Genomic DNA, 14428 nt, shown 5'->3' with positions numbered 1-14428 from the left:
GTTTTCGGGCACCCAAGAGCAGTAAGTGTAAATCTGAAACCGTGACGTTGTTCCATCATTCGAATTGACGACCAGCATTCTATTGCCTTCGAGCGGCGTCAAGAGCTGGCGATAGCCATATGATTGACCGTCGTAGGAACAGGACAGGTCGACAATCTGCATCGCCGTGCCTCGAAGCGCCTGCACTTGTGCGTAGCTGCAGTCGCCGTCATCCGATTTCCGGCCCTCGTCATCATATATGACATACCCCGCGCGAAGGTCTCCGTACTCTGCAGAAATCTGAGCACCATCTTCACACGACAGTCCTTGGGGCACATACAATCCCGAGAAGTGCACAGTCTCGGTTGCTGCGGTTCCCGCGGAGAAAACACTCGCCAACACTGCAATCCATAACGCCGAAAACAAATTCATTGCTCTAATAAAACTGGCCAAGTGTCAAAGGTCAAACGCTATTGTGGTGCTACCGCAACTGAGCATTCATATGATAAAAAATGGGGAGATCGCCCTCGTTCTGATAGTGCTCAGTTGCATGCCATAGTATCTCAGATGGCTATCAATTTTCAGGCTGAAGACCAAGTGTGAGTTGTATCGCGCCAACTTTAAGTAATTTAGTTCCGGACTTTTTCGCGCATTACAGGCATTTTTCTGCGCTGGTAATCGGCAACTTCGTCCTGCGTCGCGAAGGTCCGCAATGCCAGCAGAGAAAGCGATGTTTGGGTTTAAACCTAATCGGCTCTGGTGAACGACCGCTTTAACGACATGCGCTGCATCGCAACAGAAAAATCGCTGCGGTTACGAGGTTGTGCTGCGTTAGCGAAGGCCGAAAACCCACAGTCCGCATTGTCCGCGCCTTACCAGTTCTTGCGCGACGCAGCGAACGGCGCCGTTTCTGGGAGCCGTCGTTCGTAGAATACGCGGCGAAGGAGGCTGAAGAGCCCATCTAACGGATGCTGCGATTCTGCTAAGCGACCGCTTTGACTATCATTTTGTAGCCCGTTCTTGCCTGCCACTGAATGTATCCTGGTTCATAAACTATCGTGCGCGCGGAGAGCTGCTTCCTCCACATCCGCGAACACTCTCCAGAAATCCGAACGCTGCGCTATTGGGAATGACTATTGACATGACACCAATTGGTGTTATTTAAAGTGGCACCTTTTGGTATCACTTTGAGGATCACAATGTTAAAAACCGCTCTCATCATCGCGGCGTCCGCCCTGTCTACACCGGTGTTCGCAGACGAAATTGTCGCGCTGCCAAGCGACGGCCTTCCGTGGGCCACAACACCCGAAGGCGCTGAGTTCGCAGCGTTGCAAGGGGATCGATTCGCCGAGCCTTATATGGCGATGGTGCGCCTTCCCGCAGGGCTTGCCAGCCCACCGCATGTCAAATCCGCCAATATGTTCGGTGTCGTTATGGAAGGCACGTTCATCCACACCGCGAGCGGCGGCGAAAGCGGCGATTCTGTGCATCTTGGGCCGGGGTCCTACTATCACATCCCAGCCGGGTTGCCCCATGTCAGCGCCTGTGTCTCTGATGTTCCCTGCGTTGCGTTCCTTTATCAGGACGGCGCTTTCGACTTTAATGTTGTCGCGCAATGACATTGCAGGCGACCTTCCGTGGCCTGGCCGATTCCACCCGGCGCGACATCCTCAGGATGCTCGCCAGCCGGGAAATGACTATCGCCGAGGTCACAGATCATTTTGATATGACGCGAGGCGCTGTGAAGAAGCACCTCCTAGTCCTCGAAGAAGCGGGACTTATCGCGGTGCGGACCGAGGGGCGTACGCGCATAAACCATCTGCAGCCGAATGCCATGCTTCATGCCCGCGACTGGTTCGACTTCTTCTCTCGCTACTGGGACGACCGCCTATCGGCGCTCGACACCGCACTGAAATCTGAATTGGAAGGCAAGACCAAAATGACCGACTCACTGACCAAATCCGCTTATTTTCCCGCGCCTCCCGAACTCGTTTGGAGCTATCTCACCGACAAGGACAAGCTCGGTACGTGGTATCACCCCGCGCGTGCCAACCTCTCGGAAGGTGAACCTTATGAGCTCGTCAACAAAGACGAGTCCGGCCAAACGGTCCGGCATGTCTGGGGCCGGGTGTTGCGGGCGGATGCGCCGCGCGTACTGGTCTGCACATTTGAAATTCCCTATTTCGACGGCGGCGAGACGACGTTGACCTGGACGCTGGAGCCACTTGCCGGTGGCACAAAACTAAGCCTCAGACACGACGGTATCGCCGAAGCCGCGGGACAGGCCGCCGGGCAACTTCTGTCTGCTCTCGATCATGGTTGGGATGCCCATATTGATCGTCTGCGCAAGGCAGTCGAGGCGACAGGAGACGGAGAGTGACCGGGCAAACCTCTTCGCAGCCGGTGCTGACGGATCGATCCAACTGGCTTGACCAGCGCTTGGCGCTCTTGAAGCTTGAAAAGGAATTTAGTCGGAAACGAGATAATCTTTCGGCCGCTCGGCGCGCGCTGCCTTGGGTACGCGTTGAGACCGAGTACACGTTTGCCACCGCCCAAGGGCAACGGTCGCTTGCAGAGCTCTTCGGCCCTCATTCCCAACTCCTGGTCTATCATTTCATGTTCGGCCCGGATTGGGAGGAGGGATGCAAAAGCTGCTCGTTCTTCGCCGACAGCTTCGACAAGGCCCAAGAACACCTCGCGGCCCGCGATACTGCGTTTTGCTGTGCATCAAATGCTGGCTTCGACCGTATTGACGCTTACAAACGGCGTATGGGTTGGTCGTTTGGCTGGGTGTCGGTACAGGGAAACTCCTTCAGCAAGGACTTTGGTGTGACGTTCCCTGATGGCGCAGCAAGTGATGACGCCTATAACTACACGATGAGGCCCTATGGCGAGGAATGCCCTGGCCTCAGCGTGTTCTGCCGCCTGCCAGATGGTGGTGTCGCCCACTCCTATTCAACCTATGCTCGGGGACTGGATATCCTCAACACCACATACAACCTGCTCGATCACACACCCTCGGGTCGGGCCGAAGAGGGATTGGGGTACACAATGAGCTGGGTTGAACGGCGCGACCGGTACTGACTTTACAAGCGAGGGCTCGAATGGCAGTTCGCCAACAGCGGTCATTCGAGCACGCGCTCTTATTGTCGGCTTTGTCCCGCTTTGCAGTCATCTAACCCCAGGTTGCCCGCGCCGCGCTGCCGCAAGTCCGCTGTGAGCCCAACCTGTGAATTCATATTTCGTGCTGCATGCGGGCGCAGCATGAAAATCTCTACAGATGCTTCGATACGTGCGCTGCCCTGCGGCGGCATAAGCGGTCGTTGATGACAAATGTAGCTTGGCGAGAGCAGATAAAGATCAAGTCGCGGAAAACAAAGGTGTGGGGCCAAGCATTCGCGCAACTGCCGGATTATCGCTCTCTCAGATGGTCGATGAACACACGCAGTCGTGCTGGCACATAGGACCGCGAGAGATAGACAAACCACGCCGCACTGTCGAAGCCTCCGGCACTGGCCTGGAGTTGCGGGAACAGGTCCAGCAACGTGCCTTCTTCAAGGTCTGAGCAGATCGTCCAATCTGCCAATAATGCCACTCCCATGCCGCTGAGGGCTGCACGGCGCAGCGCTAGCGCGTTGGAGATTGTCAATGCAGGCTTCGGGCGAGCCTCGACGCCTCTGCCGCCTTCCGTGCTGGTGAATTGCCACGGCGATTGAAAGGCGGGCAACCGAAACAGCAGCCCATCGTGCTCCGCCAGCTCTTGCGGGGTATGTGGATGCCCGCGCCGCGCAAGATAGTCGGGGGACGCGACGACGCGGTAGGGTGTGTCGAACAGCTTGGCCGCGACCATGCTCCCTGTTTCCGGGCGTGGCCCGAGGCGGAGGGCCACGTCAATACCGTCTTGGGCCAGGTCCGTCATTGCGTCGGTCAGAATGAGATCAAGGTCGATCCGGGGAAAGGCGCTTCGAAAGGCGGCAAGGCGCGGCACCAGCCAGCGTTCGCCGAAGGCCACGGACGTTGTGACCCGCAGGGTGCCGGAGGGTTCTGTCATTACGTCGCGTGCCACGTCTGCTGCCTCGTCCAAGGCATCGAGGGCGGGGGCGGCGCGGTCCAGATACAGGCGACCGGCCTCTGTCAGATCAAGCCGCCGTGTGGTGCGATCGAAGATGCGGATGTTTACCGCTTCTTCTAATGCCGCAACGTGCCGCGACACAGACGATGGATCAACTCCGGTTTCGCGCGCGGCGGCGGCGAAGGAGCCTGCGCGCGCCACCCGCAGCGTCGTCCTGAGAAGATCGTCGTCCATATCAGCCATTCATGCAAATCATGCACGACAGATTGGCAGAGTATCGCCTTTTTCGCAATCATTGCATCGACGATATCAGGGTCAACCAACAGAAAGCGAATTCTATGACCCGCATCCTCCGTATCGAAAGTTCCTCTCGCAACGTGGCCGAAGGCTCCCACAGTCGCCGCGTTGCAGACCACGTGATTTCGCATCTTCAAGTCCAACACCCAGACGCGCAGGTGATCGACCGCGATCTGATCGCGACGCCTTTGCCTCATATCTCCAACGACACAATCAACGGGTTCTATACGCCCGAAGACCGGATGACCGACACTCTGCGCGATGCGACGGCGCTGTCGGACGCGCTGATCGAGGAGCTTGCCTCCGCTGACGCAGTGGTCCTGTCCGTTCCGATCTATAACTTTTCCGTCCCCTCAGCGCTGAAGGCCTGGATCGACCACATCACGCGGATGGGGCGAACGTTCTCCCATGAGAACGGCAGCTTCCGCCCCATTTTGGCCGATCGTCCCGTTTATGTCGTCTACGCCTATGGTGCGGGCGGCTACGGGGCCGGTGGTGCGCTGGAAAGCTACGATTTCATGCGCCCCTACCTGTCGATGCTGCTCAATTTCATCGGGCTGACTTCGGTCACGGATTTCGTGATCGAGGCGACAACTGCCGATCCCGAGACCGTCGCCGCCGAACACGCCTGCACCCACGCCGCAATCGATGCGCATTTCGGGGGCCAGGCGCATGGATAAGCCAACGCTTTACTGGATCTCCGGAAGTCCGCCCGCCTGGCGGGTCATGCTGGCCCTGACGCTCAAGGGGATCGCGTTTGACAGCCACCGCCTCGATCATGGCGCGGGGGAAAATCGCACCGCCGCTTATCTCAAGATCAATCCGACGGGGCAGGTGCCGACGCTCGTCGCGGGCGATGTCACTTTGCGCGAAAGCATCGCAATTCTGGCGTGGTTGGATCGAGCTTTTCCCGACCGTCCGATTTGGGGTGGCGACATCGCAGCCGCAGCGCGGGTCTGGCAGGACGTCATGGTGATGGAGGGTGATCTGCGTCTTGCCGTCACCGGAACCGCCCGCGCCCTGCTGCGCGGCACCACCCACGATGAGGCCAATCTGAAAACGCTCGCCGCCGCCTGTGATGTCTATGCCGAAACACTCGCCATGCAACCCTTCCTCGGGGGCGCATCCCCGATGGCCTCCGACATCTGGCTTTACCCCGCGCTGCACTGGATCGCGCGCGGAGTGGCGCTGGCGGACAATCCGCCCCCGATTTGCGGGACCCTGACGTCTTCCCGTCCGCCGCTTGAGGCGTGGCTGGACCGCATGGCCACGCTTCCCGGTGTCGCAGACACCTATCCACCCCATTGGCGAACCTCGCCAAGCCAACCTCAAAAAGGACCCAAGACATGACCCTTAAATCCCTTGCCCTGATCAGCACGCTGGCTCTCATGGCCCTCCCCGCCGTGGCCGAGCAAACCGAATGGACGCTTGACTTGGGCCACGCCCATCTCGGGTGGGAAATCGACCATATGGACCTCGCCCGCACCGCAGGCCGGTTCGATACGTTCGAAGGCACGTTCCTCATCGACGAAGAAAACCCGGAAAACTCCGCCATTGCGATCACCGTGGACGCGGCCTCGGTCAATTCCAACCACATCGGGCGCGACAACCATATCCGCAACGCGGAACTGCTGAACGTTGCCTCCTTCCCGGTTGTCACCTTCACGTCCGAGGCCATTACCATGACCTCCGACACCGAAGGCACCATGACAGGCACTGTCACGCTTCTGGGCAATTCTGCACCGGTTGATCTGGACTTCACGCTGATCGCGGACCGCGCCTACCCCGATTTCATTCCCAACTACGATGAGATCCGCACCGCGTCGTTCGAGGCGACCGGGTCCGTGGACCGGACGGCCCTGGGCATGGATTTCATCGCCTTTCCCGGATCGCCCATCGGGACGGTGATCGACCTCGATATCCATATCGACCTTGTCGATTGCGGATCGCTGCCCGAGGCCGCGCGGGCGACGAACGTGCCCTGCAACTGGGGCTATGTCGAAGGCTTCACCGGCCCGAACGAGGGCTGAGGTGTCTTCGCGCCAATCATCCGCGGCGCAGTGGCCTGTTGCCATCGTCCTGATCCATTGGGTGATGGCGGCAGCGCTCGCGCTCATGCTGTTGGGTGGATTCGCCATTACGCGGGCCGCCCATCACGCAGAGGCCACCGGCGATTTCTCGGTCACGGTGCTGGGTCTGCCTGTGTTCGATGCCTTCCAGCTCCATAAATCCGTGGGCGTCGTGTTGTTCTTGGCCGTATTGCTGCGCTTTCTTGCGCGGGCAGTGGTCCACACACCAGAATTGCCTGCGCATATGCCGCTTATGGAACGACGCGCGGCCCGCGCGGCCCAGATCGGGCTTAATGCACTGATGCTGTCCATGCCGATCACGGGTTGGTTGCTGACATCTTCCTCCACACTTGGCTTGCCGACCGTCGTCTTCGGCCTCTTTGAACTGCCCCATCTAATCGGGCCGGATGCCACGCGAGAGGCGCTGTTTGCCACGCTGCATTGGGCAGGGGCGTGGGCCCTGACCGGCTTGGCCGGACTGCATACGGCGGCTGCCTTAAAGCACCATTTTATCGACCGGGATAACATCCTGTCCGAAATGCTGCCCCTTGTGAAGCAGACCAACCGGAGGACCGACCATGTTGAAAAGTCTTAGCCTTGCAATCGCGCTGTCCTGCCTCACGATTGCCGCCGCGGCAGAGATGACGTGGACAGTAGATCATGACCAAAGCGCTCTGTCCTTCGCCGTAGAAATCGGCGGCACCGAAGCGGTTGGAGTATTTGGGCAATGGGATGCCGACATCACATTTGATCCCACAGCGCCTGAGATTGCTACGGTCGTGGTGTCGATTGATATCGCAAGCGTTCGCATCGACGATGATCGCGCGCAGGCCATTGCCGACGCGGCATGGTTGGGTGCGGCGGACCACCAGACGGCTCGTTTCACCTCAACCACATTCGAACTGGAATCGGATGGGACTTTGACTGTTCCGGGCACCTTGACCCTCAAAGGCATCGATATGCCGCTGACGCTTACCGGCACGCTGTCGGTGGAGAACTGCATCGCGCGCGCGGACCTCAGCAGCAGCATCGACCGCACATCCCATGACATTGGCGTCGGACAGAACGCGGTTGCGCCCGATGTATCGATCACTGCAACACTTCTGGCGCACTGCGCCGCTGATTGAAAAGGATACACCATGACCATCACACCCGACCTGAGCGGCAAGACCGCCATCATTACCGGCGCATCGCGCGGCATCGGCGAAGAAACCGCCCGCTATCTCGCAAGCCTCGGCGCGCATGTCGTTCTGGCTGCGCGATCGAATGACCGGATTACCGCGATCGCGGATGAAATCAAAGCAGCAGGCGGAGCGGCAACGGCACACCCAACCGACGTCTCACATAATGACGCCATGAAGGCTTTGATCCAGAGCGCCGTGCATGACACTGGCCGCCTCGATATCCTCGTGAACAATGCAGGTCTGATCGATCCGATCGCACGGATCATGGACAGTGATCCAGACGCCTGGTCAAAAATCATGGATGTAAACATCAAGGGCGTCTATTTCGGCCTGCGTCACGCGATGCCGGTGATGGCAGGGCAAGACGGCGGCGGCACGATCATCAATATTTCTTCGGGTGCAGCGAACTCCTTCCTCGAAGGCTGGTCGCACTACTGCGCCTCCAAGGCCGCCGTGCTGCGCCTGACCGGCGTGGCGCATAAGGAGGCAAACGACAAAGGCGTCCGTGTCGTCGGATTGTCGCCGGGGACAGTGGCGACAGAGATGCAGGAGCAAATCCGCGCTTCAGGCATCAACGCCGTCAGCCAGATCCCGTGGGAAAATCACATCACACCCGATTGGGTCGCCAAAGCCATCTCGTTTCTGACCACCGATGGCGCAGACAAATGGCTGGGTACTGATTTTTCGCTCAAGGTCGATGAAGGGCGCGATGCCATCGGGATGCCTTTGGAAGGTTAGCGGCCAACCAAGACACTTGTGTGAGTGTCCATTAGAGCGGTCATCGCCGAGATACTGAGGCATGGCCGCTTTTGTTTGCGCTTTCATGATCGAACGGAGCAGCAGCAAAAGCAAGATTTCGGGTCAGACGATTGCGGCGTCTATGAACGTCTGATCTTGCGGCATGTGCTGTGTTGCAGCACTAAGTATGCCGCCCGCGCGGAGATATGCTGCGCTAGCGAAATGCGAAAATCGGATGACGGGTTTGTCCGCTCTTTACCAATTCGGTCGACGCGCAGCGAAGGTCAGCTGTTCTATGACCAGCCGTTCGTACACCGCGCAGAAAATGTCCGGTCAGAGCCCAGAGTGACCGATGCTGCACGGCCCATGAATGTCGGAAATGGTGCTTGCTCCAACTTCATGTCATGGGCCCCTCCGCAACACTTACCGATTCGATTTCTGGAGATCAGCCACAGTAGTGTGGTGCTTCGACATCCAGGCGGCGGCGGATGGCGAGCCATTCCAGCTCACCTTCGTACCCGTACCAGTCACTGGTGCTCATGTCGGCGAGATGGCGTTTGATTTCCTGTTCGGGGATCGCACGGATGGTCGCGCCGCCGGCCGCTGATTTCTGCACCTCGAGCTGAACCGCGCAGGCCTGATCAAGATAGAAGGACCGGAAGAAGGCTTCGCCGGCGGTGGCCCCGAAGACAAACGCGCCATGCCAGGCTTCGATGATTGCCTTCTTTCCGCGTCCTGCGTTCAAAAGGCCCGTCAGAAAGTCCTCCGTACATTCGAACTCGTAATCGGTGTAGCCGAGAACATCACCGCCACCGATCATGAGGTAGGCCTGGCTGAGGGGTTGCAGCCCTTCTTTCTGGGCGGATACACCCATGATCGCCTTGGTGTGGATATGCATGATGCAGTTCATGTCCGGGTGGGATTCAAAGAACAGCTTTCCGATCTCGGTGGCAGAGGGGTTCGGCTCGCCGTTTTCGGGATTGTGGTTCGAGCGGTCAAAGCCGACCTTGATCAGGTTCGATGCGGTGACTTCCTCGTGCATCCAGCCGTAGTGATGGGTCAGCAGGGCGTCTTCTCCGGGTACGCGAATCGCATGCCATTGGTTGGTCACGTCTGTCAGCCTGTACTTGACCAGCGCGTTGTAGATCGCTGCGAGCTCGCAACGGGCTTCCCATTCCGCATCGCTGCAATTGGCAGGTCTGTGGCCGCTGGGGGTCGGGGTCATGATGTTCATGGCGTCTCTCCTGATATTTCACAGGAGGATAGATCATCTTGGCCATTTGACTTGACATGAAGTGCCCAAAATTGTGCATGATGCTCCCAACATGGCAAATGTCACGTTCATATTGTTCCCGAAGTTCCAGATGCTGGCCTATGTTCTGGCCACCGAAACACTGCGCGTGGCCAACAAATGCGCAGGCCGGGAGGTGTTTCGCTGGCAAACGCGGTCTGCGACCAACCTGCCCGTGCAGGCGTCAAACGGTGCGCTGGTCGCCCCGGACACGGTCGACTGGAAAGGCGGCCCGGATGCAGATCTCATACTTCTTTGCGCGGGATACGACCCCCTGGACAATCTCACGGCGCGGGTACGTGCTTTTGCGTCGCGTGCCAGGCGGAGCCGCAGCGTGATCGGAGGCATTGATACAGGGACGGTCATCCTGGCGGAGCTGGGGCTGCTGGATGGTGCAAGGGCCGTGCTGCACTATGAGGCGGAAGCAGCATTTCGCGAACGCTGGCCCGATATTGAAATCACCGATCAGATATACTGTCTGGATGGGCGGCGGCTGACGGCGGCTGGTGGCACGGCAACAGGAGATGCAATCCTGGCATGGATCGGCCGCGACATCGACCGGGACCTCGCATCGGCGACGGCGATTGGTATGGTGCATGGCGAGGTCCGACGTAGCGAGACCCCGCAACGCAGCCCGAACACGGCCGATCCCGTGCTGCTGATGATGCATCAGATCATGGTCGAAAACGTGTCGGAACCTGTTTCGATCAAGGACATTTGCGGGCGCTTGGGCGTATCGGAAAAGCAGCTGCGCGGACGATGTATGGCGGCATACAATCAGACCCCGTCTACCTATTACCAGGCACGGAGACTGGAGGTCGGGTACCATTTTGTCACCAATTCCCAGTTGACCCTCACTGAAATCGCGCAGACCAGCGGTTTCGAATCCCTGTCGAGTTTCTCGCGCGCAATGCGTGTTCGCTACGGATTTTCGCCAAAACGGATACGCAACCGGACCTCGACATCATAAACCTAAATGGCGGCTAGGTCCCGCGTCTTACCAGTTCACACCTCGCGCAGCGAAAGTCGATCCACCCCAGACCTGCCCTTGCTGCAAAGCGCGGCGAAGGCTCCTAGAGAGCCCAGACTCACCGATGCTGCGGGGCGCGCGAATGTCGGCTTTCGTCCGGCGCGTCGCACCATGATGGAGTTAGTCAGCTTCCACCAAGTCACTCCGGGCATCGCGGATGATCATCCACGACGAATGCAGGAAAAGCCCCGCGATCGCGAACGCGACGATCAGGTCGGGCCATGCACTGCCAAGCCACGCGACCAGCCCGGCGGCGATGACCACGGCGAGGTTGCCGATGGCGTCGTTGCGAGAGAACAGCCAGACGGCTCGCATATTGGCATCACCCTTGCGGTGCTTTAGCAGCGGCAGCACCGCGAGGATGTTTACGATCAGCGCACCTACCGCGAAGGCTCCCATCAACCCGGCTTCTGGCGTGGTCTGGTTGAGGACACGCCAGAGCGTGCTGCCGACAACGCCAAGGCCCAGAAGGCCCAGAAACACGCCTTGGATCATCGCCGACCGCGCCCGCCATGTCAGGCTCCAGCCGATGGCGAGCAGGCCCAGAAACGTGATCGCACCATCGCCCAGAAAATCGAGCGCGTCTGCCTTCAGCGCCTGCGAACCGGACAGGAACCCGCCGAACATTTCGACCACGCCGTATCCGAGATTGAGCGCGACCACGATCCAGAGCGCGCGGCGATAGCTCGGGTCCTTGTAGGCCGGATCGGACGATGTATCGCCGTCCTCGATCTTCTCGAAACCGTAGCCGGTCGCGTCGAGCGCGGGCCGCACTTTCGGCAGATCGCCGTCCGCGATCCGCAATGTCATGATGTGGGTGGCGGCGGACACTTTCACGTCGCCTTCGGCCACGCCCGCAGACCGGGCCGCGCGCTCGATCTCGGCGGCATCTTTCGCGCAGTCCATGCCTTGCACCCGCATTCGGATCGGGGAGGAGGCTGTCGCCAACTTGCTGTTATCGGGCTGGCTCATGTGCGATCCTTTTTGTGGTGGCGGGCGAAAAGGTACGCTGCTAACGTATCAGTGGATAATGATATGACAGCGCAAAACATTCAAGACGATCTTTCGGCACCCGATACACTGGAACTGCGGGCAAAGCTCTTCCGGGGCCTAAGCGATCCCAGCCGTCTGACGATCCTCGATGCGCTGGTGTCGGACGAACGCAACGTGCAGGAAATCGTCGGGCATACGGGTTTGGGTCAGCCCAACGTCTCGAACCATCTGCGCTGTCTGCTGGAATGCGGGCTGGTCAGTCGCCGCAGCAAAGGCCGCTTCGTTCGGTATCGTCTGGCGGACAGGCGGGTCGCCGATCTCATCCGTGATGCAGATCAGCTACTTGCCTCGACAGCCAACGGAGTTGATGCCTGCCAAAGCTATACGGACTAACCGGCGCGACCTGCTGCAATGTCCTATCGGTGCGCCAAACCTGAAGCAGCCATCTGCGCATCCGCAGCGAATGCACCCTTTGTCCCGCGCCATACCAGTTCAAGCGACGCGCAGTGAAAGTCGATCCATCCAAGACCGGCCCTTGGCGCAGATCTCGGCGAAGGTGTCTGGAGAGCCCAACATGCCGAATGCTGAAACTCCGACGAATGTCGGTTTAGCCACATTGCTCGGGTAGTATTTTTAGCACACAAGTATTGACGATACTTGGATCGAAGACTAAGTGCGTCGCACGCTAGAGGCAGATCGCCTCTTGTTATGGAGATTTTATGAAAGAGAATCGGGCCTAACGCCCGTTCCTGGCGAAGTAAATTCAGGAACACCAACATTGATAGGCACACTCACGCGCGACGCTGAGTGTCCTGTTTCTGTACTTTCATAAAACCGAGACATCCCAATGAACATCTCAAAGCACGAGCAACGTGTTTTGCATGAACTCGCCTTAGGTGGTGAGATACAATACGTGCGCGCCGACAATGGAAAGGTGCGATCCGTCGAATGCTATACACGCGACGGCTTCACCTTCCCCGCATGCACGATGGACGTATTCACACGCCTCAAAGACAAGCGCTTCATCAAATCAAAAAATGGCCGCCCCTATCGGATCACCCATTTAGGGAACCAGTCCGTTCGCGCGCAAATGAACCAACGATAATCAAATCATGAAGGAGAGTTTTCTATGAAAACACCTCATCAAATCCAATACGAGGCTTTCGCTGCGGCCGGAGGCTTATACGATGAGCGACATGCGAAACTGTATGCCGATTTTGCGGATGACCTGATCGCAGATGGCAGCTTTTCTATCGTTTATGAGGGGGTTGCACATGCTTGCTATACCCCGCTCGCAATCGACAGGGCAGCGCACTTGAAGTGCTTTGTGCTCGCTCCGTTGGCTGTGCTGCCCGAGTTTCAAAGAATGGGCTATGCCACGCGCCTGATGGAAGAGGCGGAACGACAACTTGATGCAGATGTGATCTTTGTGATGGGGGAACCGTTCCACTATGGGAACCGATACAACACCCCGCACAAAGTCCTGCCGCCTGTTAGAACGCAGGCTCCGCTTGAGTGTTGGTTTGCGCGCGAACTGACACCGGGGGCTTTGGATGGCATCGGAGAAAGCACGTCCAGCGTGACCGGCCCATATGCTGCGCCGCTCATGTGGGGTCATCCAAGCGAGCAAGTTTAGAGCCGAGTTCTGAAAACCAGAAAACGCAACCCTGCTTCGCGCACTGGAACATGAGCCCACGACTATGGGGGCATTTGGTGCGCGGACAAATTTTCCAAAGATAGGACTAAACCATGAACCAATCAGAAATCGACGCCATTTTGGAAGTCCACAGACTGGCGTTTGGCGAAGCGGAAGGTGAAGAAACCGCTCAACTTGCCAAAGACTTCCTCGATCACCCAGAAACGATTTCGATCAGTGTCAGACGTGACGGTCGGATAGCAGGCAACGTGTTGTTCACCCCGTTTTTTTCGAGGATCAATTAGACACAAAATGCTACCTGCTTGCGCCTTGCGGCGTGTCGCCAGACTATCAAGGCCGTGGTGTAGGCAAAGAGTTGATGGAAACCAGCATCGAACACTTAAGGTCCATTGGAACGGACGCAGTGTTCGTATTGGGCGTCCCGACCTTCTATCCTCGATATGGTTTTGTCCCGACTGACAAACAGACGCCCTATCCGGATTTGCTGACAGCACATGAAGCGTGGATGGCCCTTGAGTTGACGGCTGGAGCGGTCGAGAAACTAAGCGGCAAGACGAGGGCAATCCCACAGTTTATGCAACCGCATTGGTGGGACACGTCTGGGCGCGAGTGACGCAAATACCCAGAACCAGGCATTTGGCATTGTTTGTTAAATGTCTGGTTTGTCCGCGTCATACCAGTTTAAGCGACGCGCAGTGAAAGTCGATCCATCCAAGACCGGCCTTTGGCGCAGAACGCGGCGAAGGTGTCTGGAGAGCCCTCTTGTCCGATGTTATCTCTTAGAATTAGCGACGACGCGAAAATCCGTATATTGGCCGTGTCGCGCATTGACAGCAACGCGGGCAAATTGCCGTTCGCATTGAGATGTTTCCTATGTGTTGCACGAATGGCTCATGGCCGTGGCACAGCCCTCACTTGGACAGCTCCCGATTCCTCGCTCGGAAGCGGCAGTGTTTCACTCCGAACCCAAGTGCTCAACCAGGAACGATGTGATCCTGTCTCCAAGAGACATTCGAGTACCATCGTCGCTGTCACTGTACCCTAATTAATCAGAATTTGCGGATTCACAGCTTTTTGGGGCTTTTTTGTACCCTTAATTGCAATATATCCACAGGTGC

The 14428-nt window shown here is 58.0% G+C and carries 18 protein-coding genes; 15 read left to right on the top strand and 3 right to left on the bottom strand.

Features of this window, described 5'->3' with window-relative positions; genetic code table 11:
* The first annotated feature begins 1178 nt into the window (after positions 1-1178).
* The 3 genes from ACR0L1_RS23070 to ACR0L1_RS23060 are packed head-to-tail and all read left to right on the top strand — an operon-like array spanning position 1179 to position 3063.
* A complete protein-coding gene (locus ACR0L1_RS23070; protein WP_480791316.1) occupies positions 1179-1598 on the top strand; it encodes a cupin domain-containing protein in 420 nt (139 codons plus the stop codon).
* A complete protein-coding gene (locus ACR0L1_RS23065; protein ID WP_480791315.1) occupies positions 1595-2359 on the top strand; it encodes a metalloregulator ArsR/SmtB family transcription factor in 765 nt (254 codons plus the stop codon). Before ACR0L1_RS23070 ends, ACR0L1_RS23065 begins: the two co-directional genes overlap by 4 nt.
* Entirely contained in the window at positions 2356-3063 is a 708-nt protein-coding gene (locus tag ACR0L1_RS23060) for a DUF899 domain-containing protein (RefSeq protein WP_480791314.1), read from the top strand. Before ACR0L1_RS23065 ends, ACR0L1_RS23060 begins: the two co-directional genes overlap by 4 nt.
* Before the next feature lie 328 nt (positions 3064-3391).
* Here ACR0L1_RS23060 and ACR0L1_RS23055 read toward each other — a convergent pair whose 3' ends face one another.
* Complete coding sequence (locus tag ACR0L1_RS23055; protein ID WP_480861001.1) at positions 3392-4285, bottom strand: substrate binding domain-containing protein; 894 nt, start codon at positions 4283-4285, stop codon at positions 3392-3394.
* A 104-nt stretch (positions 4286-4389) separates the two neighbouring features.
* Here ACR0L1_RS23055 and ACR0L1_RS23050 point away from each other — a divergent pair, with 104 nt between their 5' ends.
* The 6 genes from ACR0L1_RS23050 to ACR0L1_RS23025 are packed head-to-tail and all read left to right on the top strand — an operon-like array spanning position 4390 to position 8339.
* Positions 4390-5028 (top strand): FMN-dependent NADH-azoreductase, encoded by a 639-nt coding sequence (locus ACR0L1_RS23050; protein ID WP_480791312.1) that lies wholly within the window; start codon positions 4390-4392, stop codon positions 5026-5028.
* Positions 5021-5698 carry a glutathione S-transferase family protein gene (locus ACR0L1_RS23045; RefSeq protein WP_480860972.1) on the top strand — a complete coding sequence of 226 codons (678 nt, stop codon included), beginning with the start codon at positions 5021-5023 and terminating at the stop codon, positions 5696-5698. The genes ACR0L1_RS23050 and ACR0L1_RS23045 overlap by 8 nt, the downstream gene beginning before the upstream one ends.
* Positions 5695-6378: a YceI family protein gene (locus ACR0L1_RS23040; protein WP_480791310.1), complete on the top strand. Its 684-nt coding sequence runs from the start codon at positions 5695-5697 to the stop codon at positions 6376-6378. Before ACR0L1_RS23045 ends, ACR0L1_RS23040 begins: the two co-directional genes overlap by 4 nt.
* 1 nt (position 6379) lies before the next feature.
* Entirely contained in the window at positions 6380-7012 is a 633-nt protein-coding gene (locus ACR0L1_RS23035; RefSeq protein ID WP_480860970.1) for a cytochrome b, read from the top strand.
* Positions 6996-7544, top strand: coding sequence for a YceI family protein (locus tag ACR0L1_RS23030; protein ID WP_480791308.1), 549 nt, complete (start codon positions 6996-6998; stop codon positions 7542-7544). The genes ACR0L1_RS23035 and ACR0L1_RS23030 overlap by 17 nt, the downstream gene beginning before the upstream one ends.
* 12 nt (positions 7545-7556) lie before the next feature.
* Positions 7557-8339, top strand: coding sequence for an SDR family oxidoreductase (locus ACR0L1_RS23025; RefSeq protein WP_480791307.1), 783 nt, complete (start codon positions 7557-7559; stop codon positions 8337-8339).
* A 445-nt stretch (positions 8340-8784) separates the two neighbouring features.
* On the opposite strand, the gene ACR0L1_RS23020 is transcribed toward ACR0L1_RS23025, so the two are convergent.
* On the bottom strand, positions 8785-9573 hold the full coding sequence (locus ACR0L1_RS23020; RefSeq protein WP_170709384.1) for a class II aldolase/adducin family protein: 789 nt from the start codon (positions 9571-9573) through the stop codon (positions 8785-8787).
* A gap of 91 nt (positions 9574-9664) precedes the next feature.
* Between ACR0L1_RS23020 and ACR0L1_RS23015 the strand changes: the two genes are divergently transcribed.
* Positions 9665-10600 (top strand): GlxA family transcriptional regulator, encoded by a 936-nt coding sequence (locus ACR0L1_RS23015; protein ID WP_480860969.1) that lies wholly within the window; start codon positions 9665-9667, stop codon positions 10598-10600.
* A gap of 180 nt (positions 10601-10780) precedes the next feature.
* Here ACR0L1_RS23015 and ACR0L1_RS23010 read toward each other — a convergent pair whose 3' ends face one another.
* Positions 10781-11632: a cation diffusion facilitator family transporter gene (locus ACR0L1_RS23010; protein WP_007803328.1), complete on the bottom strand. Its 852-nt coding sequence runs from the start codon at positions 11630-11632 to the stop codon at positions 10781-10783.
* 63 nt (positions 11633-11695) lie between these two features.
* Here ACR0L1_RS23010 and ACR0L1_RS23005 point away from each other — a divergent pair, with 63 nt between their 5' ends.
* The 5 genes from ACR0L1_RS23005 to ACR0L1_RS22985 all read left to right on the top strand — a co-directional run bounded on the left by ACR0L1_RS23005 (position 11696) and on the right by ACR0L1_RS22985 (position 13923).
* On the top strand, positions 11696-12046 hold the full coding sequence (locus ACR0L1_RS23005; RefSeq protein WP_007803330.1) for an ArsR/SmtB family transcription factor: 351 nt from the start codon (positions 11696-11698) through the stop codon (positions 12044-12046).
* A gap of 454 nt (positions 12047-12500) precedes the next feature.
* Entirely contained in the window at positions 12501-12758 is a 258-nt protein-coding gene (locus tag ACR0L1_RS23000; protein ID WP_170514305.1) for a YjhX family toxin, read from the top strand.
* A gap of 24 nt (positions 12759-12782) precedes the next feature.
* Entirely contained in the window at positions 12783-13289 is a 507-nt protein-coding gene (locus ACR0L1_RS22995; protein WP_480860967.1) for a GNAT family N-acetyltransferase, read from the top strand.
* A gap of 113 nt (positions 13290-13402) precedes the next feature.
* Entirely contained in the window at positions 13403-13594 is a 192-nt protein-coding gene (locus tag ACR0L1_RS22990; protein WP_480860965.1) for a hypothetical protein, read from the top strand.
* A 14-nt stretch (positions 13595-13608) separates the two neighbouring features.
* Positions 13609-13923: a GNAT family N-acetyltransferase gene (locus tag ACR0L1_RS22985; protein ID WP_480860999.1), complete on the top strand. Its 315-nt coding sequence runs from the start codon at positions 13609-13611 to the stop codon at positions 13921-13923.
* The last annotated feature ends 505 nt before the right edge of the window (positions 13924-14428 follow it).

Source organism: Ruegeria sp. J8 (assembly GCF_056531925.1).
This window is presented reverse-complemented; position numbering and strand designations above follow the sequence as displayed.

What these genes read in the sequence shown, in the direction of transcription:
- ACR0L1_RS23070 (WP_480791316.1), top strand. Translation starts at nt 1,179, where the DNA reads ATGTTAAAAACCGCTCTCATCATCGCGGCGTCCGCCCTGTCTACACCG.
- ACR0L1_RS23065 (WP_480791315.1), top strand. Translation starts at nt 1,595, where the DNA reads ATGACATTGCAGGCGACCTTCCGTGGCCTGGCCGATTCCACCCGGCGC.
- ACR0L1_RS23055 (WP_480861001.1), bottom strand. Translation starts at nt 4,285, where the DNA reads ATGGACGACGATCTTCTCAGGACGACGCTGCGGGTGGCGCGCGCAGGC.
- ACR0L1_RS23050 (WP_480791312.1), top strand. Translation starts at nt 4,390, where the DNA reads ATGACCCGCATCCTCCGTATCGAAAGTTCCTCTCGCAACGTGGCCGAA.
- ACR0L1_RS23045 (WP_480860972.1), top strand. Translation starts at nt 5,021, where the DNA reads ATGGATAAGCCAACGCTTTACTGGATCTCCGGAAGTCCGCCCGCCTGG.
- ACR0L1_RS23040 (WP_480791310.1), top strand. Translation starts at nt 5,695, where the DNA reads ATGACCCTTAAATCCCTTGCCCTGATCAGCACGCTGGCTCTCATGGCC.
- ACR0L1_RS23030 (WP_480791308.1), top strand. Translation starts at nt 6,996, where the DNA reads ATGTTGAAAAGTCTTAGCCTTGCAATCGCGCTGTCCTGCCTCACGATT.
- ACR0L1_RS23025 (WP_480791307.1), top strand. Translation starts at nt 7,557, where the DNA reads ATGACCATCACACCCGACCTGAGCGGCAAGACCGCCATCATTACCGGC.
- ACR0L1_RS23020 (WP_170709384.1), bottom strand. Translation starts at nt 9,573, where the DNA reads ATGAACATCATGACCCCGACCCCCAGCGGCCACAGACCTGCCAATTGC.
- ACR0L1_RS23015 (WP_480860969.1), top strand. Translation starts at nt 9,665, where the DNA reads ATGGCAAATGTCACGTTCATATTGTTCCCGAAGTTCCAGATGCTGGCC.
- ACR0L1_RS23010 (WP_007803328.1), bottom strand. Translation starts at nt 11,632, where the DNA reads ATGAGCCAGCCCGATAACAGCAAGTTGGCGACAGCCTCCTCCCCGATC.
- ACR0L1_RS23005 (WP_007803330.1), top strand. Translation starts at nt 11,696, where the DNA reads ATGACAGCGCAAAACATTCAAGACGATCTTTCGGCACCCGATACACTG.
- ACR0L1_RS23000 (WP_170514305.1), top strand. Translation starts at nt 12,501, where the DNA reads ATGAACATCTCAAAGCACGAGCAACGTGTTTTGCATGAACTCGCCTTA.
- ACR0L1_RS22995 (WP_480860967.1), top strand. Translation starts at nt 12,783, where the DNA reads ATGAAAACACCTCATCAAATCCAATACGAGGCTTTCGCTGCGGCCGGA.
- ACR0L1_RS22990 (WP_480860965.1), top strand. Translation starts at nt 13,403, where the DNA reads ATGAACCAATCAGAAATCGACGCCATTTTGGAAGTCCACAGACTGGCG.